Genomic DNA, 25782 nt, shown 5'->3' on the forward strand with positions numbered 1-25782 from the left:
GGAAGTGGAAGATGAAAGGAGACGACGCTATGAACATCCGACGGCTTATTCCTGGTGAACCGCCTCCCATGGATCTGCTGCTGCTCGCGGACCCTTCAAAGCGCCTGGTGGAGGACTATATCCATCGGGGACATTGCTACATCGGCGAAGTCGATTCCGCAGTTATCGGCGTATATGTTCTGCTGCCTACGCGGCCCGATACCGTCGAACTCGTCAATGTCGCCGTAGCGGAAGAGCGGCACGGCCAAGGCTTCGGCAAGCAGCTGGTCAACCATGCGGTCCGTCAGGCTAAAGAGCTCGGATTCGCCACCATTGAGGTCGGTACAGGAAGCACCGGTGTCGCCCAGCTCGCATTGTACCAAAAATGCGGCTTCCGCATGACGGCGATCGACCGGGATTTTTTCGTCCGGCATTATGAAGAGGAGATTTACGAGAACGGGATGCGGCTGCGGGATATGGTACGGCTATCCCAGGATCTATAAACTCCTAAGAACTCCGGCAGGATAGGCACCTTCCCCCGCGTGATTGAATAGGCTATCACATATTTCATCACATGGAGGAGACAAGAGAGGATATGAAGCATAATCCCAAGCATCTGGCGTGGCATGAGACGCTCGAGATGCACGAATTAACGGCCTTCCAAGCTAACAACCTGATGGGGTTCAAGATGGCGCTCGGCGATATTCAAGACCCGCAGCTGCACAGCCTGTACATCGAAGCGATCCAAGGCGTGGAAAACAACCTGAAAGAGCTGCTTCAATATTTCCCGGAAGCCCCTGTCGGCACCCGCAAGCTGTCCGAGGCTGATTTGACCGCCTATTATGCCGGCCATCTGCTCGGCTTCGCCAAAACGTCGGTCCGCAATTACGCGATCGCCATTACCGAAACCGCGACCCCAAGCCTTCGCGAGACGCTGCAGAAGCAGCTGAACAAGGCGATTGAGCTGCACGGGAAAGTGTACTACTTCATGTATGAACGGGGCTTGTACCCTTCCTACAATCTGAAGCAGCTGCTTTCGAACGACGTCAAGAACGCCAATAAAGCGATCAGCTTGTAATTGGAGTTCCGGCGGGCTCGGCTTTACTCTACCCTGCCTGGCCCGGACCCCTTCTCCACGGCTTTCATCGGACATTGGAAATGCGACGGTTTACGGGTTAAGTTAAGGTCCAACTGCAAGTTTGCTCAGGCAATGACTTACAGATGGATCCACAAGTTTGAGATCTGCATCTTGTACAATAAAGCCCCCGGCTTCAGCCCCCCGGACATGACGGTTTATCGTCGTCATCCGTAAGGCGCTGTAAGCTCGGGGGCTTCTTCGCACTTCCTACTGTTTGAACAACCTCTATTATGGGTTGAGCGTTTCGCTCCAGTCATGCACCATATGGCCTTCGAGGAATTTCTCGCAGTCCATCGCAGCCATGCAGCCAGTGCCTGCTGCAGTGATTGCTTGACGATAACGCGTATCCTGCACGTCGCCGCAGGCAAATACGCCTGGAATATTCGTCTCGGTCGTACCTGGCTTAACCAGGATATAGCCGGTAGGATCCGTTGTAATCTGACCGCCGAGGAAGCCGGTATTCGGGGTATGGCCGATCGCCACGAACACGCCTTCGGCTTCGATCAGCTCTTCTTCGCCGGTCTCATTGTTTCTTACCTTCAGGCCTTTCACGCCCGTTTCGCTGGTCACGACTTCAAGCGGCGTACGATCGAGCGCCCATTCGATCTTCTGGTTCTCTCGTGCGCGATCCTGCATAATCTTCGAAGCTCGCAGCTCCGTACGGCGATGAACCACCGTAACGCTGGAAGCGAAGCGCGTCAGGAAGCTCGCTTCCTCCATCGCGGAGTCGCCGCCGCCGATGACGATGATCTTTTTGCCGCGGAAGAAGAAGCCGTCGCAAGTCGCGCAGGTGCTTACCCCGCGGCCCACATTCTCCTGTTCGCCCGGAATGCCCAGATATTTGGCGGATGCGCCGGTGGATATAATTACAGACTCTGCCAGAAGCTGACCCATTCCTTCAACGTTCACCTTGAACGGCCGCTCGGAGAAATCAACGGACTCCACCCAAGCGCTCTTGAATTCGGCTCCGAAGCGCTCCGCCTGCTGGCGCATATTGTCCATAAGTTCCGGGCCCATGATACCTTGCGGGAACCCTGGGAAGTTCTCAACTTCGGTCGTGGTTGTCAGCTGCCCGCCGGGCTGCATGCCCTCGATGACGAGCGGCTTCAGGTTTGCGCGTGCCAAGTAGATGGCTGCCGTCAATCCGGCAGGCCCGGTTCCGATTACGATGGATTTATACATAGATACAGCCTCCTAGTATATAGGGTGATTGAATGCTTCTACATCCTATTCATGACTTAACCGCGATTCCATGATGCAACAGGGAACGCTTTCCTGTCCTCTGATCCACTGATTCGCTAACCCATACTTAAATATTCTCTGTAAATGGGCGGAAATTATGATCCGATTGCGCCTCGTCCCCGCAAACACTGTTAATTTGACGTGCATACCGGCTGACCGTCGAAGGCGAAATCCCGTAACGGACGGCAACCTCCTCGTACGTCAGGTTGCGTCCACGCTTCTTCGCGGTCCAATATTCCAGCGCCGCTGCCCAGCCCTCTACGTTTCGGATGTTCGGGATGTCCGGATACAGACGGCTGAGAAAGTCGGTCCAGAGATTCTCCATCTCTTTCTTCAAGAAGGCATCGGATCGCATGTCCATCGCCTGCTCCGCTCTCTCCAGAACGGCCTTCCAGGAAAGCAGCCAGTCGGGCAGCACTTCTCGGGTTTTGACCGGAGCGGCGTCGCGGTCTTCCCTGCGGTCCGCAATCCGGTTGCTTGCCGACTCCATATGCTGCAGCACAAGGCGGGCAGCCGTCTTCAGCTCCGCGTTCTCTCCGGGCTCCTGAAGGAAGGATTGCAGCGCATGCTGCACCTCTTCATCGGCAATCAGCTCGAGCGTACGGATAACCTGCAGCTTCGTCTGCGGATCACCATGCCGAAGCGCCCAGAAGAATGAAGAACGGATCAGCGGATTCTGCTTCGCCTCCTCGGTCAATTGATCCCCATCCTGCTCCCACCGTCTGAACTGCTCCTCAAACGGCAAGTGATAGTGATAGCTGACCTTCATTTGATCGGTTCCCGTCTCCTTGCGTTTCTGGAGCTGAGCCAGGTAGAAATCGGGAATGACCGACTCGGGATCAAGCTTCGCGGCATGGCGCCAATATTGCTCCGCCTTCTCGTAGCGGCCGATATTGCAGGCAGCCACAGCGGTATAATGATACAAGCTCGGATCGGAACTAAATTCTTCATGCTTCAGCAGCCGCCGGAAATGTCCGTACGCCACCTCATGCTGCCCAAGAATGCCCATCGTCGTTGCCAGCTTGAATACATGCTCCAGGTGAAACGGCACCGTGATGCGAAGCATGTCCATCAGACGGTCGCGCTGCTCCACGTCTCCTTCATGCTGATAGAAGATCGCCAGGTTGCACAAGCCGTGCAGATTCCCCGGCTCCTGATCCAGCACCTCGCCGATCGTCCGTTTCGCCGAATCGAATCGTCCCATATAATAATAGGCAAGCGCCAGGTTGTTGCGCGCGGCAAGGAAATCCGGATGCTCCTTCACAATCTCCTCCAGCTGCTTCACCGCCTGCGCGAATTTGCCCTCTTCCAGCAAAGCGCGGGCATGCTCATGCTCAACGACGCCTTCCCGACTCTTGATGCGGTTCAGCTTGGCAGGACGATTGAGCTCATACTGCAGCAGCTCCATCATCTCCTCCGCCTCATCCAGAAACTGCCCGTTCGGGTCTTCTTCCAGATAAGTGACCAGCGCTTCCTCCGCTTTCTCAAACTGCTCCATATTGGCATAGTTGTTGGCCATATAGAAATAGCATTCGGTCATCGACGGATCGACCTGCTCCAAAATGTGGGCAAGCACCTCGTTCGAAGCTTTATAATCTCCCGTCTCTGATAATATACCCGCCATATTGCAATGATTCACCGGATTATCCGGTTCATATTCAACAGCTTTGCGAAAATATTTAAGCGCCTTTTCATATTGGTAACGATCCAGCGAGCGAACCGCCCGATCGAAGAAAAAGTTCGCGTTCATTTCGATAGATATAATGTTGTGAGGGTCACTCGACCCGTATGGATTTCCATTCACGAAAAGCAAGGCACCTCCTTTTAACTTGCTCCTCTATCCAGAACAGTATAACACAAGTTACAACATCATTTGCAGAAAAAAGACACCAGCTTACACACCGGCGTCTTTGAATAAAGTGGCGATGGATCCGCCCTCAAGTATAATTTGGGTAGCCTGCGCCAGCATCGGCGCAACCGACAGTACTTTCAGCCGCATCCGGCAGTGATGCTCCGGCAGCACGATCGAATCCGTTACGACAATTTCTGCAATATGGCCATGATCCAGCCGGTCCAGCGCTTCGCCGGAGAATAGGCCGTGCGTCGCGCAGACGATCGCATCCTTCGCCCCGCGCTCCTTAAGTCCCTCCACGACCTGGACGATGGTGGTGCCGGTATCGATCAGATCCTCGATGATGATAGGCGTGCGGCCGGCCACATCTCCGATCACGTGCGTAATGACCGACTCGTTATGGGCCGGCCGCTGTTTGATCATGATCGCGAATGGGGATCCCAGCCTGCTGGCCAGCTTCTCCGCCGTTTTCGCCCGGCCTGCGTCCGGGGACACGATAACCGGCTGCTCGATGTTCTTCGTCTTCAAATACTCCGTAATGAGATCCAGCGCTGTCAGATGATCCACCGGAATATTGAAGAAGCCCTGGATGGCCGGGGCATGCAGATCGATCGTAATCACCCGGTTTGCCCCGGCTGTCGTCAGCACATCAGCCACCATCTTAGCGGAGATCGGCTCACGCGGAGCCGACTTGCGCTCCTGTCTCGCATACCCGTAGTAGGGTACGATAATATTGATGGTTCTTGCCGAAGCCCGCTTGGCCGCATCGATCATGACCAGCAGCTCAACGAACATTTCATTGATAGGCTGGGAAAAAGACTGCAGGAGAAACACATCGCAATTGCGGATGCTCTCCTCGTAGTGAACGTAGATTTCGCCGCTCTGGAAGCGGGAAATTTTAATCTTGCCCAGCTCCACGCCCAGCTGCCGGCTGATGCTTTCGGCTAGCTGCGGATTGGACGTTCCGGCGAACAATCGAAGGGTACGATACATGGAGACCTCCTGACACAATAAATGGTTTAGGCGCATGCTGCACACCCGTCGATTAGGAAAGCGCTGTCGCGAAATCAGGCTGCCCCCTCCCTGCAAGGCCCGCACCTCGCGAGCATCGGGGAGGAGAACAGCCGTCCGTACGAGCATGTCCCGATCAATATCTATATATCTTATTATACATCGTTTTCTTCATCACTCAAAAAATGACCATCCAAAGGCACCATCTCCCGCTTTCGCCCGCGGAAGGTCGCAATGTGCCGTACCCCCAGGTCAGCCAGCAGCGCCCGTGCCTTATCCAGATGCTCCCCGAGCTTCCCGGGCTGATGCGCATCCGAGCCCAGCGTCAGGGGAATGCCAAGCGCAATCGCTTCCTCCAGCATACGGCTGCTCGGAAACATCTCCTCGCAGGCCTTGGATAGGCCGGAAGCATTCAGCTCCATCGCCTTGCCGCTTTTGGCGACGGCTGCAAGCGCAGCGTTTTCCAAAGCGATCACTTCGTCCGCCTGCTCCTTGCCCGGTCCGTAGCCGAACCGTTTGATCACATCCAGGTGGCCCATAATATCATAGAATCCGGTCGCTGCGGCCTTCTGCACCGCATCGTAATATTGGCGGTACACCTCGAGCGGGTCCTTCCCTTCCCAGCCTTGGGTCTGGCGATAATCCGTGATGTCCCACTCGCCCAGGAAGTGAACCGAACCAATGACATAATCCCAAGGATACTCGGCGATGATCCGTTCGATCTGCTCCTCATAGCCTTCGATATAGTCCCCTTCCAGCCCGACCCGGATATCGATCTGCCCTTGGTAACGGTCCTTTAGAAGGAGGCACTCCTCTACGTATCGGGGGAGCTCCTCCATGGGCATCGCCATTTCGGGATAATAGGAAGCAGGGTCAACGTGAATGAGCGGCATATGATCCGATAAGCCAAGCTGATCGTAGCCAAGCTCAATCGCACGCTGCACATATTCTTCGAGTCGTCCCTCTGCATGTCCGCAGCGGACATGGTGCGTATGATAATCGATATGCATCGATACTCCCCCCTAATCGCGGCGCGGACGTTCGTGACGGCGGCTCAGCTCGGCCATGATCTCATCAAGCGGAAGCTTCCGCTCCTGCAGAAGAACCAACAGGTGATAGATGAGATCGCTGACCTCCAGCTTCAGCTCGGCGTTATCCTTATTTTTAGCAGCGATAATCGTCTCGGAGGCTTCCTCGCCGACCTTCTTCAAGATTTTGTCCACGCCTTTATCGAACAGATAGGTCGTATATGCACCCTCCGGCCGTTCCACCTCACGCTGCGCGATGACTTCTTCCAGCTCGGCCAGCACGGCGAACCGATCACCTGCGGCTTCCTGTCTATTAACCTGGCCGCGGATCGAATCTCCGGCCTTTATCTCCCGATAAAAGCAGCTCGTTTCCCCGGTATGACAGGCAGGCCCTTTCGGTTCCACCTGCACCAGCAGCGTATCCCCGTCACAATCATAGGCTATCGAGACCACCGTTTGAGTATTGCCCGAAGTGGCGCCCTTATGCCATAGTTCCCCGCGGGAACGGCTCCAGAACCAGGTCTCGCCGCTCTCCAGCGTCCGCTTGAGCGATTCCCGGTTCATATAAGCCATCATCAGCACCTGCTTGCTGCTTGCATCCTGCACGATCGCCGGCACCAAGCCGGCCGCATCCCAGCGAATATATTCGCTTGCCTGCTCCAGGATCAGATCCTTTCCTATATCCTCGCTCACCGTACATTCACTCCTTTTACTCTAAGCTGCCCCTTCAAATCGGGAATGGAAATTTCCTTATAGTGAAAAATGGTTGCCGCCAGTCCGGCATCGGCTTTGCCCTTCGTAAACACATCGTAGAAGTGCTCCTCATCTCCGGCACCGCCGGAGGCGATCACCGGAATCCGAACGGCCGATGATACGGCTGAGGTTAAGGCCAGATCGAAGCCGTCCTTCGTTCCGTCCGCGTCCATGCTCGTCAGCAATATTTCGCCTGCGCCTAAGGATTCCGCCTGCTTCACCCAATCCAGCGCCTTGATGCCGGTTGGCGTTCGGCCGCCGTGCGTGTAGACCTCCCATTCGTCCCAGTCTTCGTTGTATTTGGCGTCGACTGCCACCACGATACACTGGGAGCCGAATTTGCGTGCCCCGGCCGAGATCAGCTCCGGCTGCTTGACCGCCGCCGTGTTAATCCCGATTTTGTCCGCACCTGCGCGAAGGATCCGCTTCATATCATCAACGGAGGAGATGCCGCCGCCAACCGTAAACGGAATCGCGATTTCCCCGGCCGTCCGCCGCACGACCTCTTCCATCGTCGCCCGTCCTTCCACCGAGGCCGAAATGTCCAGGAACACCAGCTCATCTGCACCTTCGCGATCATACAGCGCTGCGAGCTCCACAGGATCTCCCGCATCGCGGAGATTTACAAAGTTAACGCCTTTTACAACCCGCCCGTCCTTTACGTCCAGGCAAGGGATAATCCGTTTTGCCAGCATGGTTTCGTCTCCTCCCCCTGTTAACCAACATATGATCGATACCATGGCGTTCGAATCCCTATGAACCGATCACCCATCAGAATCACTTGGCTTTTAATTTTGGGCAAAATCCACCGAATCCCTCCATCGCCCTGCAGCGCGAGCCTTACCCGATTCGCTGAACCGCCCCGGCCAGGTCAATATGGCCCGTATACAGCGCTTTGCCGACAATGGCACCGCCAACGCCATCTTCGCGGTGTGCGCTCAGCGCCAGCAAATCCTCAAGCCGGGTTACGCCTCCCGAGGCAATGACCGAGCGGCCGCTGGCCTTAGCGAGCGATACAATGGCCTCTACGTTCGGGCCCTGCATCATGCCGTCGCGGGAAATATCCGTGAAGATGAATGTCTCCGCGCCTTTGGCTGCAAGCTCCTTCGCCAATACTTCCGCCTGCACCTCGGATGTTTCAAGCCACCCCCGTGTTGCGACATACCCGTTCCGAGCGTCGATACCAATGGCCACCTTGTCGCCGTACCGGCCGAGCACCTCCTCTGTGAAAGCGCGGTCCTCAATCGCTGCCGTACCGATGATCACCCGGCTGACGCCGAGTCCCAGCAGCCGCTCCACATCCGCCAAGGTTCTAAGACCGCCGCCGACCTGGACCGGCACATTGACGCTCGACGCAATGCTTCCGATGATTTCATCATTGACCGGATGGCCGGCTTTGGCTCCGTCCAAATCGACCAGGTGGATGAATGCTCCGCCCTGCGACTCCCAAGACTTCGCCACTTCCAGCGGATTGTCGTTGTACACCGTTTCCTGGTTGTAATCGCCCTGTACAAGCCTAACGCATTTTCCGCCGCGAATATCGATGGCCGGATATATGATAAAAGAGGACATCCCCATACCCACTTTCCATTCGTTTTAGGTTAAAGCTAAGAAATTACGGAGCAGGCTCATGCCGAGCTCCCCGCTCTTCTCCGGATGAAACTGCATGCCGTATACGGAGCCCCGGCCGACAATCGCCGTTACCGGTTGCCCGTAATCGGTTACCGCCAGCAGATCCTCCTGCGCCTCAGGGAGGACATGGTAAGAGTGAACAAAATACACATGCCCTTCCTCAAGCCCGGCCAGCAGCGGGTGCTCCGGCTTCTGAAACTGCAGGGCATTCCATCCCATATGCGGCACTTTATAATCGCCTCCGGCAAACCGGACAACCGAGCCGGGCAGCATATCAAGCCCTTCATGGTTCCCATGCTCCTCGCTCCGGCTGAACAGAAGCTGCATGCCGAGACAAATGCCAAGCAGCGGCTTGCCAACAGCGGCAGCTTCCTTCATGACCGCATCCAGCCTGGTCTGCCGCAGCTGCTCCATCGCATCTCCGAACGCGCCGACCCCCGGGAGAATTACGCCATCTGCAGACAGAAGCTCCTCACGATCCCCCGTGACAAGCGGCTCGAAGCCGAGCCGCTCCACTGCCTTGCTGACGCTGTGCAGATTGCCCATGCCATAATCGACGATTGCAATTGCCATAGAGGTTAGAGCACTCCCTTCGTGGATGGCACGCCCGTCACCCGCGGGTCGATGCTGGTCGCTTCGTCCAAGGCACGGGCGAGCGCTTTAAACACCGCTTCGATCATATGGTGGGTATTCTGTCCGTAATGAACGATGACATGCAGCGTAATCCGCGCCTCAAGCGCCAGCTTCCAGAGAAACTCGTGCACCAGCTCGGTATCGAACGACCCTACCTGCCCGGATGGGTATTCGGCCCGGTATTCGAAGTGCGGACGGTTGCTGATATCAACGACCACCTGTGCCAGCGCCTCATCCATCGGCACGAATACGCTCGCGTATCGTTTAATGCCCCGCTTGTCCCCGAGCGCTTCCCGCAAGGTCTGTCCAAGGCAGATGCCGATATCCTCAACCGTGTGGTGATCATCAATTTCGATGTCGCCCTTGGCCTTCACGCTGAGATCGAAATGGCCATGCTTCGTAAACAAATCCAGCATATGGTTAAGGAAGGGAACATCCGTCTCCAGCTCGGAAACTCCGGTTCCGTCTACGTTCAGCTTTAAGGTAATGTCCGTTTCATTCGTTGTTCGGCTCACACTGGCGGTGCGGCCTGCCGCTTCAAAACTGCTCACAATGATACCCCCTATATGGTCTTGTGCCATGATCGTTATTCGGTATAATTAGCATCCCTGCTATAACCTGTATAATTAGCGTTCCTGCTCGAGCCGGATGGCGATTGCCCTGGCATGGCCCTCCAGCCCCTCTCGCCGTGCCAGCTCCATAATCTGCTCGCCGTTAGCAAGCAGCGCCTCCCGGCTGTAATAAATCAGGCTCGACTTCTTAATGAAGTCGTCCAAATCGACCGGAGACGCGAATCTTGCCGTGCCGTTGGTCGGAATGATATGGTTCGGTCCTGCAAAATAATCCCCCACCGGCTCCGAGCTGTACGGGCCGAGGAATATGGCGCCGGCATTCTCGATCCGCCCGGCCAGCGACATCGGCTCCTCGGTGACGATCTCCAAATGCTCCGGCGCCAGGCGATTGATAAGCTCGATCCCCTCACTCAGGGACTCCGTCACCACGACCGCGCCATATTGGTCGATGGATGCTCTAGCGATATCGCGCCGCGGCAGAAGCTCCAGCTGCTTCTCCACCTCAGCGGCGACCGCCTCGCCAAGCTTGCGAGACGGCGTCACCAGAATAGCCGAGGCCATTTCGTCGTGCTCGGCCTGAGAGAGCAGATCAGCCGCGATGTAAGCAGGCTCCGCCGTGTCATCCGCCAGAATGGCAATCTCGCTCGGTCCGGCAAGACTGTCAATGTTGACGGCGCCATACACTTCGCGTTTCGCCAGCGCCACAAATATGTTGCCAGGTCCGCAAATTTTGTCAACCGGAGCGAGCGTTTCGGTGCCATAGGCCAATGCAGCAATCGCCTGAGCACCGCCTACGCGGTACAATTCCGTTACGCCGGCCTCAGCGGCAGCTACCAGAATATAAGGGTTGATCCCTTCCTCTCCCCCGGTGGAAGGCGGAGTTACCATGACGATCTCGGGAACGCCGGCCACCTGAGCGGGAATGACGTTCATCAGCACCGATGAAGGATATGCCGCCTTGCCTCCGGGTACATATACTCCGACCCGCTTCAAGGGACGGATAATTTGCCCGAGTATGCTTCCGTCCGGCTGAACGTCCATCCATGAATTCCGCTTCTGCTTCATATGGAAGGCGCGAATATTGTCCGCCGCCGCCCGGATCGCTTCCACGAACGATGACTCTACCTTCTGATAAGCGGCCTGCAGCTCTTCGTCCGTAACGCGGAGCTGCCCGGCCGTCAACCGGATCCGGTCCAGCTGCTCGGTATACCGCAGCAGCGCGGCATCGCCTTCGGTCCGCACCGCCTGCACGATCGTTTTGACGGTTTCATTCTGCTCCGGCGTGCCATAGTCATTTTCCCGATTCAATTGAAAGTCGGATGCTGATACTACCTTCATCATGATCTCCCCCTATCCCGCTCGCTTCCTCACGTAACGCTGATCACCGATATCTTACGTGGTGTTTCTTCTTTATCGATTCGTATACCCTGCTGCCTATACGCCAAGCCATTTTAGCGGTTAACTTGCCCTTCCGTTATAACCTGCTGCAGCCGGTCGCACAATGCCTGAATTTCATTATTCTTCATTCGGTAGCTGACGCGGTTCGCAATGAGACGGCTCGTAATTTCGAACAGGCTCGTCATTTCAACCAATCCGTTCTCCTTAAGCGTCTGTCCGGTCTCCACCATATCCACGATGCGGTCAGCAAGACCGATCAGAGGCGCGAGCTCAATCGAGCCATTCAGCTTGACAACCTCAACCTGTTGTCCTTGCTCGCGGAAATACTGGGAGGCCACATTCGGATACTTGGTTGCGACCCTCTGGTGAATGCCGGGCTTCCAGTCCGGCAGCCCGATGATGGACATCCGGCATCTTGCAATGCCTAGGTCAAGAAGCTCGTAGACATCCTTGTTCTCCTCCAGAAGCACATCCTTGCCGACAATACCGATATCGGCTACGCCATACTCGACATAGGTCGGCACATCGACCGGCTTGGCCAGAATGAATTCCATGCCGGCTTCCGGCAATGGAATGACCAGCTTCCGCGTCTCATCCACATCGAGGGGAATCGGCAGTCCGGCTGAACGGAACAGCGCAGAGGCTTTTTTATATATACGCCCTTTGGGCATCGCTACTTTCAACGTTTCCGCCACGTCAAATCCTCCTGACTTAACCTTGATTGAAAGCTCGTAAATCTCATATATTCTTACCTGCCGGGACTACTTAAGCGTAATGACTTCCTGGTAGCCTTTGTGCAGCAAGCTGCCTGCTACACCGGATGCGACCCCAACCAGATCGGTCTGGTCGTTCTCCCGAATCAATGAGGTTACTACCGTGAGGCCTTCTGCCCGCAGCTTCGCCGCTTTGGCCAAGCCTTCCTGCCGGTACTCTGCCGTATAGCGGACCAGAATCGGGAGCGGCTCTTCCATTGCTGTACCTTGAACGCCATCCAAAATCCGATTGGTCTTCAGCGCAAATCCGGTAGCCGGAACATCCCGGCCAAACTGCTTCAGCAGCTTGTCATAACGACCGCCGTTCGCCACAGGCGATCCCAGCTCGGCGGCATACCCTTCAAACGTGATCCCTGTGTAATAGGAGAAGTCTCCGAGCAGTGTCAAATCGATCATTACATGTCCCGATACCCCGTAAGCTTCCAGCACTTCCCACACATGACCCATGTGCTCAATGGAGGAGCGCGCTAGCGGATTGCTGCTAATCTCCAATGCCTGCTCGGCGATCTCTTTGCCTCCGCGAAGCCGGAGAATGCCTTCCAGCTGCTCCTGCTGCCGTGCCTCCAGCTTCAACCCGGCGATGGTTCCCCTGTAGCCGACGTAGTCGCGGTTGAGCAGATCCTGCTTCAGATTTTCCTGATCCTCCGTCCGTTCCAGGAGTACCTCCTGCAGCAGCCCGTTCAGGAACCCCATATGTCCCATGGCAATTTTGAACCGTTCTACCCCGGCGGCCCGCAATGACTCGATCGCCAGCGCGATGACCTCGGCATCCGCTTCCGGTGAGTCGTCGCCGACAAGCTCTACACCGGTCTGAAAAAATTCCGCCTCTCTCCCGGCCTCCTCCTCGATTGCCCGAAACACATTCGCATGGTAGGACAGTCGAACCGGAAGCGGCTCATCCTTCAGCAGCGAAGACATAACCCGGGCAATTGGAGCAGTTAGGTCCGACCGCAGCACCATTGTCGTGCCACGTTTGTTGAGCAGCTTGAACAGCTTTTGGTCCGACGTGGAGCTAGCCACGCCTACCGTATCGTAATATTCCATCGTCGGCGTCATAATTTGCCGGTATCCCCAGCGATCCATGCAAGCCAGCACCTCACGCTCGATCCGACGCAGCTTGGCGACCGCATGCGGGAGATAATCCCGGACGCCTGCCGGTTTCTCGAAGCCTTTCGGTTTAGACATGATCCCACCTCAAATTCTGTCCGTTTTGCGATTTACTTCAATATGGTAAAGTGTTAACTTGCTAATAAGATAAAGAATAATATTGGCTATATTACCATGAATGTAACCTTATCGTCAATGGAATGCAAACATATTACTCGGGCGCATGATTTTTTTACCCCATATACTCGCAAAAAAACCGTCCGGTTCCCGGACGGCTCGCATGACTGCAGCATTCTCTTTACTTCGCAGTTCAGTATTCGTTTTAGAGATCAACCGATTTTCGGCTGTCACCGGTAACGGTGTCCTTCGGATGGGACGGCGTCGGCGCTTTAGGAGCCCGCTTGAGCGAACGTGGAATGCTTCCAAGCAGCACCCAAGCTCCAGGAATCCACCGCATGAAGGCTTGTACGGCCAGCCCGCTTACGATCAGCGCGGTTACCATTCCGCCATAGACCCAGATCAAATAATCGTCGGTTACCGGGTTCAGCTTCGGATCGAGCTCCCGATAAAGGAACAGCCACAACGGGTGAACCAGGTAGATGGCGAAAGACAGCTCGCCGATTCGTGTTAAGAGCTTCACGAGCCACTTCCAGCCGCCGTGGTACAGCCAGTTGGCCAGCTGCATCAGGACGAGTGCGGAGAAGACTGTATGCAGGTTCCAGAGCAGCTCGTACAGCAGGGAATCGTATTTGGCTCCGTGCAAGCGTTGGTTGTACCAGATCTGCACATGCGTCAGCGCCATGAACAGCCAGCCTCCCCAGAGCACAACCGTTCCGGCTTTCTGCCTTGCACTCTGCTTCCACCAGGACAAGGTAAGCCAGTCCTTAAACTTGTCATAATGCATAGCAAGAAATGCACCCAGCATATAATAAGCCAAATAGGAAATGGCTAAGCTTCCTTTAAACTCGTACCGCAGCTCATATTTATTCCAGATGATAAATGCCCACTGCAGCAGGAATCCGATCGGCACGGCCCACCGGACCAGAAAACGGGAAGACTTGAACAGTGCCAGGAAGATCGGAAACAGAATGTAGAACTGCAAGCTGATAAACACAAAGTATAAGTGCGTGTAGTTCTGACCGCGAATCAATCGCTCGAAAAAGACCGGCAGCTGCGCAGACAAATCAAATGACGGGCCCAAATAGCCGTTTTGATACATCCGGACAAAGAAATACAGGATCGAGAACAGCAAATACGGGAGCAGAATGTACAACAAACGCCGCTTATAGAAGTTCCCGATTAATTCTTTAGTTAACGGTCGGTCCGCGTAGTTATAGAACAGAACGAAGCTGCTCAGAAATATAAACGAGGGCGTTCCATATTTAAAGAAGATATTGATAAAGTTAATAATGTAGTAGAATCTCGAATCAAGTGCTTCGACCGTGGCAAAGGATGTCGCATGCACGTGCAGCACGCCCAGAATCGCCAACGCGCGGTAAATATCCAACTGCGGCAGCCGCTCCTTCTTGATCAGCGTAGCAGACATGTCGAGCGTCGCCTCCTTGTATCCATTTTTTCATATCTTTTTACGTGTATCACGCTTCGGAACCGACAAAAAAGTCCCTCAAGGCGCATCATACCCAAGGGACTATCGTTCGCTTCTTGACGATCCTCTATCATTCTACAATAAATCCTATCGAATGGGAACCATTCCTGTCGCATTGCCTCATATTGACTCGTTTTCCGCTGCTGCCCTTCCCAGCTCTCGCAGCGGGTTTCCCCCTACGAACGCCCCGGGAGCAACGTCTTTATGTACAACGGAGCCGGCGGCAACAACCGCGCCGTCCCCGATCGTAACGCCCGGCAGGATCGTCGTGTTGGCACCGACCAGCACATTCTCTCCAATACGCACCTCGCCAAGACGGTACTCCTTAATCAGGTATTCATGCGCGAGGATCGTCGTGTTGTACCCGATCACCGAATTCTCGCCGACCGTGATTTTCTCGGGAAAGAACACATCCACCATAACCATCAATCCGAAAGCGGTATGCTTGCCGACCGTCATGCCCAGCATACGGCGATAGATCCAGTTCTTCATCGGAAGAATCGGGCAATAACGGGCAAGCTGAATAAAAATGAAATTCTTGACGCCTTTAAACGGACTGACCGTGCGATAGATCTGCCACAGCGCATTCGGTCCCTCGACCGGGTAACGGGTTAACTTTCTGGCCATGCTGCCCCAAACTCCTATTCTTTAGGAAGTCCTACGATGTCATATAGGTCTCTCATATCCCGAATGATGTAATCCGGTTCGTATGCTTGAAGCTGCTGCTCCCCCTTAAGCGACCAGGCCACGGCTGCGGCCTTCACGCCTGCCGCTTTGGCGGACTGGATGTCCACCGGGCTGTCGCCGATCATGAGGGTCGTCTCCGGGTTTGCTCCCAGCCGCTCCACCGCAGTCAACACGGGCTCGGGATGCGGCTTCGGATGCTCCACGTCGTTTACTGTCACAATCGCAGACATAAACCGTTCCAGATCATATTTCTCCAGCGTCATCATGGTCGATGGCCGGATTTTCGTGGTAACGACGCCCAGTGCAAGTCCATGTTCATAGAGACGCTCCACCACCTCATTTACGTGAGGGAACGTTCGCACCATCTCATCATGATGAAGCGCGTTGTAGGAGCGGTACGCTTGAACGAAGGAACTCACATCCTCCGCGCCGGAGAACGCCTGAAGCTGCTGCTCCAGCGTCGTCCCCATATGGGGAATGATTTGTTCCCGCGTCAGCGGACCCGTCTGCCGGGACTCGAAGATATGGAGAAAAGACGAAATAATCAATTCATTGGTATCGATAATGGTACCATCCAAATCAAACAGTACGGTTTCAATCATGCTGCTACTCCTTTTTATCCTCCGTGTCCGGCTTCAAGGCCGGATCCTCTGTATACGAATCAGACTCCCCATTGCCCGAATCGTGCGGGGTTGCGGGGCGATCCTCCCCCTGGATTTTAACGTTAGCGTCTTCCTGCACCTTATCGGTTCGGTTTGCGGACACCGGCTCGGAAGCCTTGGCAGCCGAAACCGGACTCTTTCCGGCTTGCTGGTCGGCTTCTGGCGCTTCCGAGACTGCCTTTGTCGAGACAATCGGGTCCAGGTACCGTTCGTTGGCTTTTCCCGTCACCCGCCGTACGATAATGAGAACAATGCCCCCGATCACGAGCAGGATCGACAAGAGCTGCGAAATCCGGATGTTGCCATAGGCTGGATCAAGATATCCGAGCTCGAAGCCCATCCATCTCATTGGAGCCCATAGCGTGTTGTTGATAAAGTCAGCCACGGGTTGTGCCCCTTGGAACGCCAAACTGTCGGTCCGCACAGCTTCAATAAAGAACCGTCCGATGGAATACCAGATGAAATAACCGATAAACAGCTCGCCTGCACGCAGAAAACGAAGTCTCCGTATAATCAGGACCAGGATGATGCCGACAACATTCCATAACGACTCATACAGGAAGGTCGGGTGATGGAACACACCCTGCACATTCATTTGATTGACGATGAAGTCCGGCAAATTCAGTGTATTGCGCAAAAAGGACTCCTCCACCGGGCCGCCATACGCTTCCTGGTTCACAAAATTTCCCCAGCGTCCGATAATTTGCCCGGCAAGCAAGGACGGCGCACAGATATCGGCGATCCGCCAGAACGAATAGCCTTTCCTGCGCACGTAGATGACAGCGCAAATAACGGCGCCGATCAGCGCACCGTAAATGGCGATCCCGCCATTCCATATTTTAAACACGTCAAGGAAGTTATCCTTGTAGTCTTCCCACTTGAAAGCCACATAATAAATACGTGCAGCAATGATTGCGGATGGAACGCCAAGCAACAGCAGATCCATGAAAAATTCCTGCGGAATACCGAACCGTTTCCCTTCCCGAATGGCCAAGAGCAGCCCGACCAGTGCGCCTAAGCCCAGAATCAGGCCATACCAATGAACACTCAGCGATCCAATGGAGAACGCCACCGGATCGATAAGCAACGTTTGCCTCATAATTTAACCTCCCCTAGTCCTAATCCAAGTCATCCATATCTTCGTTAATCGTTGCTGTTAATTTGTTCGTAAACTGAAGTGCCGCATTGAGCCCCATTTGCTTCAATCGGTAATTCATTGCCGCAACTTCAATAATAACCGCAAGGTTACGCCCAGGACGAACCGGAATGGTTACCAGAGGAATGTCGGTATCGATTATGCGTGTTGTCTCTTCATCCAATCCCAAACGGTCATACTGCTTATCCTGCTGCCAGGCCTCCAAACGAACGACCAGCGTGATTCGTTTGTTGTTCCGGACGGCGCCGGCTCCGAACAATGTCATGACATTGATAATGCCGACTCCGCGGATTTCCAGCAGGTGACGGATTAACTCCGGCGCGGTGCCATGAAGCTGAAAGTCGGAGGTTTGGCGAATCTCCACCGCGTCGTCCGCAATTAAGCGGTGTCCCCGTTTCACCAGTTCCAAGGCGGTCTCGCTCTTCCCGATCCCGCTTGAACCGGTGATAAGCATCCCTACGCCATACACATCGCATAATACGCCGTGGATCGTAGTCGTCGGAGCCAGTCGACGCTCTAGGAAGCTCGTAAATCGGCTTGTTAAAATGGTAGTGGCCATACTGCTCCGCAGCACCGGCAAGCCCTTCTCTTTGCTGACTTCAACTAACTCTTCCGGCACTTCCAGGGAACGGGTTACGACAATGCATGGTGTTTCATCCGTGCACAGGCTGCGCATCCGCTCCTTTCGCTCCTCAGGCTTGAGCATGCCGAAAAATGCCAGCTCTGTCCGTCCCAAAAGCTGTACGCGCTCACGCGGATGGTATTCGAAATAACCGGCCATCTCTAGACCCGGGCGGTTAAGATCATCCGTTGTAATCTGACGTTTCAAGCCCTCCTCGCCCGAAATGACCTCCAGCTGGAATTGTTGGACCAGCTCGGACACTTTTACTTTCTTGGCCATGGTCTTACCCCTCTTCATCCAGTATGTAAACATCATAACGAAGCCTGCCTTCATAGGCTGAAAGACCCGTTATCCATGATTTGTTTCATCGGTTGTCGCCGGTTTTACGGCGATGCCAAACTTCATCATGCCATCATGCGGCCGTTGTACGCATGCTGTCTCAATCCTATTCTTAGCATTCGCGATGTAGGCCCTGCTTTGTGCTTATCTTATCGAAAAAAACCAAGGATTGCAATTCAGGTTATCGCTCATGCTGCTGATTTCATATCACGGCCACCCTCATCGAATACCTAAAAAAACCGCCCTTGAGGGGCGGTTTTTCAAGAGTTAGCCGTTTCTGCCTTGGGGATTAGTCCTCCACCAATACATTCAATTCGGACTCTTTATCAAAGATATGAACTTTGTTCATGTCGATAGCCAATTTCACATTGTCGCCTTCACGCGTAGTGGAACGTCCATCAACGCGGCCGATTACGGTATCCGTACCAAGTCCGCTCAGGTACAAGAGCATCTCGTGACCGAGGTTCTCTGTTACGTCAACTTTAGCCGTGAAGATTGTGTTCGGGGAAGCTTCCAGGAATACTGGCTCCTCATGGATATCTTCTGGACGAACACCCATAATAACTTCCTTGCCGATCATCGATTTATTCTTCAGAAGCTGTGCCTTACCGCCTGGAACCTGTACATTCAGTCCATCGGCAGTAAAGTATACGCCGCCGTTCTGCTCGGACAGCTTACCGTTAATAAAGTTCATGGTTGGGGAACCGATGAAGCCTGCAACGAACAGGTTTCTTGGGTTGTTGTACAGCTGCTCCGGAGAGTCGGCTTGCTGAATGATACCATCCTGCATAACGACGATACGGTCACCCATCGTCATGGCCTCTGTCTGGTCGTGCGTTACGTAGATACACGTGGTTTCAAGGCGCTTAACCAGCTTTGTGATTTCGGCACGCATCTGACCGCGGAGCTTCGCATCCAAGTTGGAAAGCGGTTCGTCCATCAGGAAGACTTGCGGATCGCGGACGATTGCACGGCCCAAGGCAACGCGCTGACGCTGACCACCGGAGAGAGCCTTCGGCTTACGGTCCAGCAAGTGCTCGATATCCAGAATTTTTGCTGCTTCACGTACACGCTTGTCGATTTCGTCTTTTTTCACTTTACGGAGTTTCAGGCCGAATGCCATGTTCTGATATACGTTCATATGCGGATACAACGCGTAGGACTGGAACACCATCGCGATGTCACGATCTTTAGGAGCTACATCGTTAACAACGCGGTCGCCAATGTAGAGTTTACCTTCGGAAATTTCCTCAAGACCTGCGATCATACGCAGCGTTGTGGACTTACCGCAACCGGACGGACCTACCAATACCAAGAATTCTTTATCTTTAATATCAAGATTCACGTCGATTACCGTTGCTTTATCCGCACCTGGATACTTCTTGTAAATATGCTCTAAGCGTACACCTGCCATGTGCATTTGCCCCCTCTTAGGAAAGTTATGAAATCGAATACAATTTATAATATTATATTACCTGATGGGCACCTGACTTGCTATACACAATCTGCACAAAAAACCTATTTCCTTTTCGTCACTTTATACAATAGCAGTGTTATTTTCACTAATACCGCATCGCTGAAGCTTCGAACGTCCAGCCCCGTTTCCTGCTTGATCTTATCCAGGCGGTACAGCAGCGTGTTTCGGTGGATATACAGATGCTTGGCCGTCTCACTGACGTTGCAGTCCAGCTCGAAGAAGGATTCCAGTGTCGATAACGTCTCGCTATCCTCGAACAGATCGGTATGACCGGCGGCATACTCTCGTAAAAATAAATTGCGCTGGTATTCGGGAATACTGTACACCAAACGTTCTAAATGAAGCCCGGTCGACAGGTGTATATGTTCCTTAACCTGAAACGTACGCCCGATGGTCATCGTTTCCCTCAGCATGTTCACCGCCTGCGGAAGGGCGTGTAAGGCATTTACGGACGGTATGGCCGATATATGAAAGTCCCCGACCCATTCCGTAGAGATCAGCTCGTATAGCCCCATACAGAATAAGGCCAGCGAGTCCTGCTCCCCTTCGGCAGTAAGCTCTTCTTTATCATCCACAATGCCCACCAGCAGCTGCTGCTCTGCCAGAATGAGCCATTCCTTCTCATGCAGCGGCACAAGTACAATGTCTCCGTCAAAATAGCTCCGTAATAGTCGCTGCAATGCCTTATAGCTCGGGGCCGGGGCATGTTCGCTTTCATTCAGGAGCAGAAACGGCACCATATCCGCCGACAGGCTTGAACGGATCGGCAGCTCTTCAGGCAGCTCGGCAACCTGCTCACCTGCTTCCAAGCACTCCTTCAGCCATGCGCCCAGCTGCTGTGCAGAACGCTCCTCCTCGGCTTTAGAACCGCTCTTGGCATTTAAAGATGAGGCTCCTCGCAGTGCGGAGAGCCATAGCTCAATGAGCCGGATTTCCGAAACGGTTAAATCCCCCCGGGCCACTGCAATCACGATACCCGGTTTCTGCATTTGGATCGGGATCCAAATCTCACCGAGTGCTTCGTTCTCATAGGCACCGGCTGCCGTTTGCGTCATGGACCGGGCTTGTCCGTGCTGAACTTGAGGACTTTTCGTCTTGGATTGAGTCGACCGCTTGCCTTGTGACCCGCCGATACTCACCGCATCATCTTTGGAAGCCGCTAGCGCCTTAGCGAGTTCTCCATATTCTTGCTCATTCAAAGTTTTCAATCTCAGGGATATGCCCAGGGTCTGCTCCAGCTGCTGAACGATGTGCTCCATCTCCATTGATGTCCCCACCACTTTATCGTTTTTTTCTTATTTTAGCACACGAACCGCCGGGAGCGACAATATCATGCGGGTAGTCTCAACAAATCTCCTTACCGCGTGTCTCTCCCGGCGCTCGGTCTAATGATGACTGTTGCACGATGATCAGCGTCGACGCTCGGACGGTAAGCTTCCCCTTCTCCCGTTCAAATCCCCCTACAACTCAAGCCTAGAAAAACAGAAGAACATAACAAAAAAGCCGCCAACAATGTTGACGACTTTTGAGATGAGCCATGAAGGACTCGAACCTTCGACACCCTGATTAAAAGTCAGGTGCTCTACCAACTGAGCTAATGGCTCGTAATACTGGTGGAGGATGATGGATTCGAACCACCGAACTCGTACGAGAACAGATTTACAGTCTGCTGCGTTTGGCCACTTCGCTAATCCTCCAAAATATAAAGGTGGCTCGGGACGGAATCGAACCGCCGACACGAGGATTTTCAGTCCTCTGCTCTACCGACTGAGCTACCGAGCCATATGTAATTGGCATAAAAATAAAGTGCGGAGTGTAACACTTCCCACTTTAATCTGTGGAAACCGATTCACTTTTATGCTGGTAATTAAAATGGCGGAACTGACGGGATTCGAACCCGCGATCTCCTGCGTGACAGGCAGGCATGTTAGGCCTCTACACCACAGTTCCGCATTTTAGATGGTGCCGGCGAGAGGACTTGAACCCCCAACCTACTGATTACAAGTCAGTTGCTCTACCAATTGAGCTACACCGGCGCATATAAGGACGTACAAAAATATTCATGGTGGAGGCTGAGGGGATCGAACCCCCGACCCTCTGCTTGTAAGGCAGATGCTCTCCCAGCTGAGCTAAGCCTCCGAATATGTATGGTAGCGGCGGAGGGGATCGAACCCCCGACCTCACGGGTATGAACCGTACGCTCTAGCCAGCTGAGCTACGCCGCCATAACAAATTCTTATGCATTCAAGTTATATCAATGGCGGAGAGAGAGGGATTCGAACCCTCGCACCGCTTACGCAGTCTAACCCCTTAGCAGAGGGTCCCCTTATAGCCACTTGGGTATCTCTCCATCATAACTTATTATGCAGTTTCAGAGATTGAACCCTGAAAACTAGATACGAAACGTCTTTGCGTTGTTTAGAATCCGTAGCATTTCCCCAATGTTGGATCGGGGTCCCCGAAAAGTATTCGGCATCCGCTTCAAAGCTTCGCTTCACTTTTTGGGGTGTTGTTTAGGATAAGCCCTCGACCGATTAGTATTGGTCAGCTCCATGCATTGCTGCACTTCCACCTCCAACCTATCTACCTCGTCGTCTTCAAGGGGTCTTACGAATTGGGAAATCTCATCTTGAGGGGGGCTTCACGCTTAGATGCTTTCAGCGCTTATCCCGTCCGTACGTAGCTACCCAGCCGTGCTCCTGGCGGAACAACTGGTGCACCAGCGGTACGTCCATCCCGGTCCTCTCGTACTAAGGACAGCTCCTCTCAAATTTCCTACGCCCACGACAGATAGGGACCGAACTGTCTCACGACGTTCTGAACCCAGCTCGCGTACCGCTTTAATGGGCGAACAGCCCAACCCTTGGGACCTACTTCAGCCCCAGGATGCGATGAGCCGACATCGAGGTGCCAAACCTCCCCGTCGATGTGGACTCTTGGGGGAGATAAGCCTGTTATCCCCAGGGTAGCTTTTATCCGTTGAGCGATGGCCCTTCCATGCGGTACCACCGGATCACTAAGCCCGACTTTCGTCCCTGCTCGACTTGTAGGTCTCGCAGTCAAGCTCCCTTATGCCTTTGCACTCTTCGAATGATTTCCAACCATTCTGAGGGAACCTTGGGGCGCCTCCGTTACTCTTTAGGAGGCGACCGCCCCAGTCAAACTGCCCGCCTGACACTGTCCCCGTACCGGATCACGGTACCAGGTTAGAACCTAGATACGATCAGGGTGGTATCCCAACGTCGCCTCCACACAAGCTGGCGCTCATGCTTCTTAGGCTCCCACCTATCCTGTACAGATCGTACCCAAATCCAATATCAAGCTGCAGTAAAGCTCCATGGGGTCTTTCCGTCTTGTCGCGGGTAACCTGCATCTTCACAGGTATTAAAATTTCACCGGATCTCTCGTTGAGACAGCGCCCAAGTCGTTACGCCATTCGTGCGGGTCAGAATTTACCTGACAAGGAATTTCGCTACCTTAGGACCGTTATAGTTACGGCCGCCGTTTACTGGGGCTTCGGTTCACAGCTTCGGGATTACTCCCTAACCGCTCCCCTTAACCTTCCAGCACCGGGCAGGCGTCAGCCCGTATACTTCGCCTTGCGGCTTCGCACAGACCTGTGTTTTTGCTAAACAGTCGCTTGGGCCTTTTCACTGCGGCCCCCTCGGGCTATTCACCCTACCGAGGCACCCCTTCTCCCGAAGTTACGGGGTCATTTTGCCGAGTTCCTTAACGAGAGTTCTTCCGCGCGCCTTAGAATTCTCTTCTCGCCTACCTGTGTCGGTTTGCGGTACGGGCACCTTCACCTGACTAGAGGCTTTTCTTGGCAGTGTGAGATCATGACCTTCGCTACTGTAATTTTCACTCCCCATCACAGCCCAGCCTTACGATGTGCGGATTTGCCTACACATCAGCCTCACTGCTTGGACGGACATCCATCAGTCCGCGTCACTACCCTCCTGCGTCACCCCATCGTTCATAACGGTTTACGGTGGTACAGGAATTTCAACCTGTTGTCCTTCGACTACGCCTTTCGGCCTCGCCTTAGGTCCCGACTTACCCTGAGCGGACGAGCCTTCCTCAGGAAACCTTGGGCTTTCGGCGGATCAGATTCTCACTGATCTTTTCGTTACTCATACCGGCATTCTCACTTGTGTACTCTCCAGCGCTCCTTACGGTACACCTTCAACGCATACACAACGCTCCCCTACCCCTGATGCAAGCATCAAGCCATAGCTTCGGTGGTGTGTTTAGCCCCGTTACATTTTCGGCGCAGAGTCACTCGACCAGTGAGCTATTACGCACTCTTTAAATGGTGGCTGCTTCTAAGCCAACATCCTGGTTGTCTGTGCAACTCCACATCCTTTCCCACTTAACACACACTTGGGGACCTTAGCTGATGGTCTGGGCTGTTTCCCTTTTGACAATGGATCTTAGCACTCACTGTCTGACTCCCGGATATAAGTCTATGGCATTCGGAGTTTGACTGAGCTTGGTAACCCTTGCGGGCCCCGCACCCAATCAGTGCTCTACCTCCACGACTCTAATTTCCGAGGCTAGCCCTAAAGCTATTTCGGGGAGAACCAGCTATCTCCGAGTTCGATTGGAATTTCTCCGCTACCCCCACCTCATCCCCGCACTTTTCAACGTACGTGGGTTCGGGCCTCCAGTGCGTGTTACCGCACCTTCACCCTGGACAGGGGTAGATCACACGGTTTCGGGTCTACGTCCACATACTAAAGCGCCCTATTCAGACTCGCTTTCGCTGCGGCTACGGCTTCTCGCCTTAACCTTGCATGGGAACGTAACTCGCCGGTTCATTCTACAAAAGGCACGCCATCACCCATAGATCGGGCTCTGACTTCTTGTAAGCACACGGTTTCAGGTTCTATTTCACTCCCCTTCCGGGGTGCTTTTCACCTTTCCCTCACGGTACTGCTTCACTATCGGTCGCTAGGGAGTATTTAGCCTTAGCAGATGGTCCTGCTGGATTCATACGGGGTTTCACGTGCCCCGCACTACTCGGGATCCGTCTCGGAGGGTTCACATTTTCGATTACAGGGCTTTTACCTTCTATGGCCGGCCTTTCCAGACCTGTTCGTCTAATCTAAACCTTTGTAACTCCATGTGAGACGTCCCACAACCCCAGAGAGCAAGCTCTCTGGTTTAGGCTGTTCCGCGTTCGCTCGCCGCTACTGACGGAATCACTCTTGTTTTCTCTTCCTCCAGGTACTTAGATGTTTCAGTTCCCTGGGTATGCCTCTAGCTGCCCTATGTATTCAGGCAGAAGTGACTGGCTATTACACCAGCCGGGTTTCCCCATTCGGACATCCCCGGATCGAAGCTTGCTTACAGCTCCCCGAGGCAGTATCGTTGTTCGCCACGTCCTTCATCGGCTCCTAGCGCCTAGGCATCCTCCGTGTGCTCTTAGTAGCTTAACCATGTCGCTCCAGCTTCGTGCCATGTGCTCTGTTGTTCGCTTGTTTTCTGATTGGATAAAACCACTCAATGGCGAAACAAGCTTCCAAAGGATCACCTGTCACGAATCTTTCGCTCTAACGCTACTCTTTCACTTCTTGGTCAATCACTTGACACAAGTCGTTAGAGAAGGATATTTCTAAAACGCAAATTCGTTTCGTTATCTAGTTTTCAAGGATCAATGCCAGTCTTTCGACCGGAAGATTATCTTACCACAACCTCCATCACAGTACAACCTGCAATTTATGGAAGCGTTAAGAATAAATATGGTGGAGCCAAGGGGGATCGAACCCCTGACCTCCTGCGTGCAAGGCAGGCGCTCTCCCAGCTGAGCTATAGCCCCATATTAGGAAGTATATAAAGTTGTTATGGTGGGCCCTAGTGGACTCGAACCACCGACCTCACCCTTATCAGGGGTGCGCTCTAACCAGCTGAGCTAAGGGCCCATATCATACGCTTGGCAACGTCCTACTCTCCCGGGACCCTTCGGTCCAAGTACCATCGGCGCTGGAAGGCTTAACGGTCGTGTTCGGTATGGGAACGCGTGGAACCCTTCCGCCATCATCACCAAACGTATGTATGAAAGGATTGACCTCTCAAAACTGACCAACGAGTGAGTTGGTTGACTTTACTTCGT

21 protein-coding genes, 10 tRNA genes and 2 rRNA genes are annotated in these 25782 nt (G+C 53.8%); 2 read left to right on the plus strand and 31 right to left on the minus strand.

Going from position 1 to position 25782, the window contains the following annotated elements:
• Positions 1 to 29 precede the first annotated feature (29 nt).
• Both MKX76_RS21955 and MKX76_RS21960 read left to right on the plus strand, forming a co-directional pair.
• Entirely contained in the window at positions 30 to 482 is a 453-nt protein-coding gene (locus tag MKX76_RS21955; protein ID WP_007132979.1) for a GNAT family N-acetyltransferase, read from the plus strand.
• 92 nt (positions 483 to 574) lie between these two features.
• The gene (locus tag MKX76_RS21960) at positions 575 to 1057 is read left to right on the plus strand and encodes a spore coat protein (RefSeq protein ID WP_007132978.1); all 483 of its coding nucleotides are present in this window, start codon (positions 575 to 577) and stop codon (positions 1055 to 1057) included.
• Between the two features lie 288 nt (positions 1058 to 1345).
• Here the strand turns inward: MKX76_RS21960 and trxB are convergent, their stop codons facing one another.
• From trxB to rrf, 31 genes are all read right to left on the minus strand, one after another.
• On the minus strand, positions 1346 to 2299 hold the full coding sequence (trxB, locus tag MKX76_RS21965; protein WP_007132977.1) for a thioredoxin-disulfide reductase: 954 nt from the start codon (positions 2297 to 2299) through the stop codon (positions 1346 to 1348).
• A 127-nt stretch (positions 2300 to 2426) separates the two neighbouring features.
• On the minus strand, positions 2427 to 4163 hold the full coding sequence (locus MKX76_RS21970) for a tetratricopeptide repeat protein (protein WP_425262133.1): 1737 nt from the start codon (positions 4161 to 4163) through the stop codon (positions 2427 to 2429).
• A gap of 90 nt (positions 4164 to 4253) precedes the next feature.
• The gene (locus MKX76_RS21975) at positions 4254 to 5204 is read right to left on the minus strand and encodes a ribose-phosphate diphosphokinase (protein ID WP_007132975.1); all 951 of its coding nucleotides are present in this window, start codon (positions 5202 to 5204) and stop codon (positions 4254 to 4256) included.
• A gap of 173 nt (positions 5205 to 5377) precedes the next feature.
• Positions 5378 to 6232: a histidinol-phosphatase HisJ gene (gene hisJ, locus MKX76_RS21980; protein WP_007132974.1), complete on the minus strand. Its 855-nt coding sequence runs from the start codon at positions 6230 to 6232 to the stop codon at positions 5378 to 5380.
• Between the two features lie 12 nt (positions 6233 to 6244).
• Positions 6245 to 6943 (minus strand): bifunctional phosphoribosyl-AMP cyclohydrolase/phosphoribosyl-ATP diphosphatase HisIE, encoded by a 699-nt coding sequence (gene hisIE, locus MKX76_RS21985; RefSeq protein ID WP_007132973.1) that lies wholly within the window; start codon positions 6941 to 6943, stop codon positions 6245 to 6247.
• Positions 6940 to 7698: an imidazole glycerol phosphate synthase subunit HisF gene (gene hisF, locus MKX76_RS21990; protein ID WP_007132972.1), complete on the minus strand. Its 759-nt coding sequence runs from the start codon at positions 7696 to 7698 to the stop codon at positions 6940 to 6942. The genes hisIE and hisF overlap by 4 nt, the downstream gene beginning before the upstream one ends.
• Positions 7699 to 7843: 145 nt before the next feature.
• Positions 7844 to 8575, minus strand: a complete 732-nt coding sequence (gene hisA / locus MKX76_RS21995) for a 1-(5-phosphoribosyl)-5-[(5-phosphoribosylamino)methylideneamino]imidazole-4-carboxamide isomerase (RefSeq protein WP_028406105.1) — start codon at positions 8573 to 8575, stop codon at positions 7844 to 7846.
• Positions 8576 to 8599: 24 nt separating this feature from the next.
• Positions 8600 to 9208 carry an imidazole glycerol phosphate synthase subunit HisH gene (gene hisH / locus MKX76_RS22000; protein WP_007132970.1) on the minus strand — a complete coding sequence of 203 codons (609 nt, stop codon included), beginning with the start codon at positions 9206 to 9208 and terminating at the stop codon, positions 8600 to 8602.
• Positions 9209 to 9213: 5 nt separating this feature from the next.
• The gene (hisB, locus tag MKX76_RS22005) at positions 9214 to 9819 is read right to left on the minus strand and encodes an imidazoleglycerol-phosphate dehydratase HisB (RefSeq protein WP_028406107.1); all 606 of its coding nucleotides are present in this window, start codon (positions 9817 to 9819) and stop codon (positions 9214 to 9216) included.
• Positions 9820 to 9894: 75 nt separating this feature from the next.
• Entirely contained in the window at positions 9895 to 11178 is a 1284-nt protein-coding gene (gene hisD, locus MKX76_RS22010; protein ID WP_028406108.1) for a histidinol dehydrogenase, read from the minus strand.
• Positions 11179 to 11291: 113 nt separating this feature from the next.
• A complete protein-coding gene (hisG, locus tag MKX76_RS22015; RefSeq protein WP_028406109.1) occupies positions 11292 to 11933 on the minus strand; it encodes an ATP phosphoribosyltransferase in 642 nt (213 codons plus the stop codon).
• A 66-nt stretch (positions 11934 to 11999) separates the two neighbouring features.
• On the minus strand, positions 12000 to 13196 hold the full coding sequence (locus tag MKX76_RS22020) for an ATP phosphoribosyltransferase regulatory subunit (protein ID WP_341034618.1): 1197 nt from the start codon (positions 13194 to 13196) through the stop codon (positions 12000 to 12002).
• Positions 13197 to 13440: 244 nt separating this feature from the next.
• Positions 13441 to 14664 (minus strand): acyltransferase, encoded by a 1224-nt coding sequence (locus tag MKX76_RS22025; protein ID WP_028406111.1) that lies wholly within the window; start codon positions 14662 to 14664, stop codon positions 13441 to 13443.
• A gap of 180 nt (positions 14665 to 14844) precedes the next feature.
• Positions 14845 to 15351 (minus strand): acyltransferase, encoded by a 507-nt coding sequence (locus MKX76_RS22030; protein WP_007132964.1) that lies wholly within the window; start codon positions 15349 to 15351, stop codon positions 14845 to 14847.
• Between the two features lie 14 nt (positions 15352 to 15365).
• Entirely contained in the window at positions 15366 to 16013 is a 648-nt protein-coding gene (gene ppaX / locus MKX76_RS22035; protein ID WP_341034619.1) for a pyrophosphatase PpaX, read from the minus strand.
• A 4-nt stretch (positions 16014 to 16017) separates the two neighbouring features.
• The gene (gene lgt / locus MKX76_RS22040; protein ID WP_341034620.1) at positions 16018 to 17172 is read right to left on the minus strand and encodes a prolipoprotein diacylglyceryl transferase; all 1155 of its coding nucleotides are present in this window, start codon (positions 17170 to 17172) and stop codon (positions 16018 to 16020) included.
• A 19-nt stretch (positions 17173 to 17191) separates the two neighbouring features.
• Positions 17192 to 18130, minus strand: a complete 939-nt coding sequence (gene hprK / locus MKX76_RS22045; RefSeq protein WP_007132961.1) for an HPr(Ser) kinase/phosphatase — start codon at positions 18128 to 18130, stop codon at positions 17192 to 17194.
• A gap of 349 nt (positions 18131 to 18479) precedes the next feature.
• On the minus strand, positions 18480 to 19604 hold the full coding sequence (locus tag MKX76_RS22050; RefSeq protein WP_007132960.1) for an ABC transporter ATP-binding protein: 1125 nt from the start codon (positions 19602 to 19604) through the stop codon (positions 18480 to 18482).
• Between the two features lie 104 nt (positions 19605 to 19708).
• Positions 19709 to 20932 (minus strand): PucR family transcriptional regulator, encoded by a 1224-nt coding sequence (locus MKX76_RS22055; protein ID WP_341034621.1) that lies wholly within the window; start codon positions 20930 to 20932, stop codon positions 19709 to 19711.
• A 266-nt stretch (positions 20933 to 21198) separates the two neighbouring features.
• Positions 21199 to 21271, minus strand: a tRNA-Lys gene (locus MKX76_RS22060).
• A gap of 7 nt (positions 21272 to 21278) precedes the next feature.
• A tRNA-Tyr gene (locus MKX76_RS22065) sits at positions 21279 to 21364 on the minus strand.
• A gap of 12 nt (positions 21365 to 21376) precedes the next feature.
• Positions 21377 to 21449 (minus strand) — tRNA-Phe (locus MKX76_RS22070).
• Between the two features lie 91 nt (positions 21450 to 21540).
• Positions 21541 to 21617: transfer RNA gene (locus tag MKX76_RS22075), tRNA-Asp, on the minus strand.
• A gap of 10 nt (positions 21618 to 21627) precedes the next feature.
• Positions 21628 to 21703 (minus strand) — tRNA-Thr (locus MKX76_RS22080).
• A gap of 27 nt (positions 21704 to 21730) precedes the next feature.
• Positions 21731 to 21806: transfer RNA gene (locus tag MKX76_RS22085), tRNA-Val, on the minus strand.
• A 9-nt stretch (positions 21807 to 21815) separates the two neighbouring features.
• A tRNA-Met gene (locus MKX76_RS22090) sits at positions 21816 to 21892 on the minus strand.
• Positions 21893 to 21925: 33 nt separating this feature from the next.
• Positions 21926 to 22017 (minus strand) — tRNA-Ser (locus MKX76_RS22095).
• A gap of 164 nt (positions 22018 to 22181) precedes the next feature.
• A 23S ribosomal RNA gene (locus tag MKX76_RS22100) occupies positions 22182 to 25108 on the minus strand.
• A 304-nt stretch (positions 25109 to 25412) separates the two neighbouring features.
• Positions 25413 to 25488: transfer RNA gene (locus MKX76_RS22105), tRNA-Ala, on the minus strand.
• A 26-nt stretch (positions 25489 to 25514) separates the two neighbouring features.
• Positions 25515 to 25591 (minus strand) — tRNA-Ile (locus MKX76_RS22110).
• Between the two features lie 9 nt (positions 25592 to 25600).
• Positions 25601 to 25717: ribosomal RNA gene (gene rrf, locus MKX76_RS22115) — 5S ribosomal RNA — on the minus strand.
• Positions 25718 to 25782 lie beyond the last annotated feature (65 nt).

It is taken from the genome of Paenibacillus sp. FSL R5-0810, assembly GCF_038002285.1.
Lineage (GTDB): Bacteria > Bacillota > Bacilli > Paenibacillales > Paenibacillaceae > Paenibacillus_AQ > Paenibacillus_AQ lactis.

Bases quoted from the DNA above. Each gene is read 5' to 3' on its own strand.
- ppaX (WP_341034619.1), bottom strand. From the start codon at position 16,013: ATGATTGAAACCGTACTGTTTGATTTGGATGGTACCATTATCGATACC.
- MKX76_RS22020 (WP_341034618.1), bottom strand. From the start codon at position 13,196: ATGTCTAAACCGAAAGGCTTCGAGAAACCGGCAGGCGTCCGGGATTAT.
- hisD (WP_028406108.1), bottom strand. From the start codon at position 11,178: ATGAAGGTAGTATCAGCATCCGACTTTCAATTGAATCGGGAAAATGAC.
- hisF (WP_007132972.1), bottom strand. From the start codon at position 7,698: ATGCTGGCAAAACGGATTATCCCTTGCCTGGACGTAAAGGACGGGCGG.
- hisA (WP_028406105.1), bottom strand. From the start codon at position 8,575: ATGTCCTCTTTTATCATATATCCGGCCATCGATATTCGCGGCGGAAAA.
- MKX76_RS22055 (WP_341034621.1), bottom strand. From the start codon at position 20,932: ATGGAGATGGAGCACATCGTTCAGCAGCTGGAGCAGACCCTGGGCATA.
- MKX76_RS21975 (WP_007132975.1), bottom strand. From the start codon at position 5,204: ATGTATCGTACCCTTCGATTGTTCGCCGGAACGTCCAATCCGCAGCTA.
- MKX76_RS22030 (WP_007132964.1), bottom strand. From the start codon at position 15,351: ATGGCCAGAAAGTTAACCCGTTACCCGGTCGAGGGACCGAATGCGCTG.
- trxB (WP_007132977.1), bottom strand. From the start codon at position 2,299: ATGTATAAATCCATCGTAATCGGAACCGGGCCTGCCGGATTGACGGCA.
- MKX76_RS22050 (WP_007132960.1), bottom strand. From the start codon at position 19,604: ATGGCAGGTGTACGCTTAGAGCATATTTACAAGAAGTATCCAGGTGCG.
- lgt (WP_341034620.1), bottom strand. From the start codon at position 17,172: ATGAGGCAAACGTTGCTTATCGATCCGGTGGCGTTCTCCATTGGATCG.
- MKX76_RS22025 (WP_028406111.1), bottom strand. From the start codon at position 14,664: ATGTCTGCTACGCTGATCAAGAAGGAGCGGCTGCCGCAGTTGGATATT.
- hisH (WP_007132970.1), bottom strand. From the start codon at position 9,208: ATGGCAATTGCAATCGTCGATTATGGCATGGGCAATCTGCACAGCGTC.
- hprK (WP_007132961.1), bottom strand. From the start codon at position 18,130: ATGGCCAAGAAAGTAAAAGTGTCCGAGCTGGTCCAACAATTCCAGCTG.
- MKX76_RS21960 (WP_007132978.1), top strand. From the start codon at position 575: ATGAAGCATAATCCCAAGCATCTGGCGTGGCATGAGACGCTCGAGATG.
- MKX76_RS21955 (WP_007132979.1), top strand. From the start codon at position 30: ATGAACATCCGACGGCTTATTCCTGGTGAACCGCCTCCCATGGATCTG.
- hisJ (WP_007132974.1), bottom strand. From the start codon at position 6,232: ATGCATATCGATTATCATACGCACCATGTCCGCTGCGGACATGCAGAG.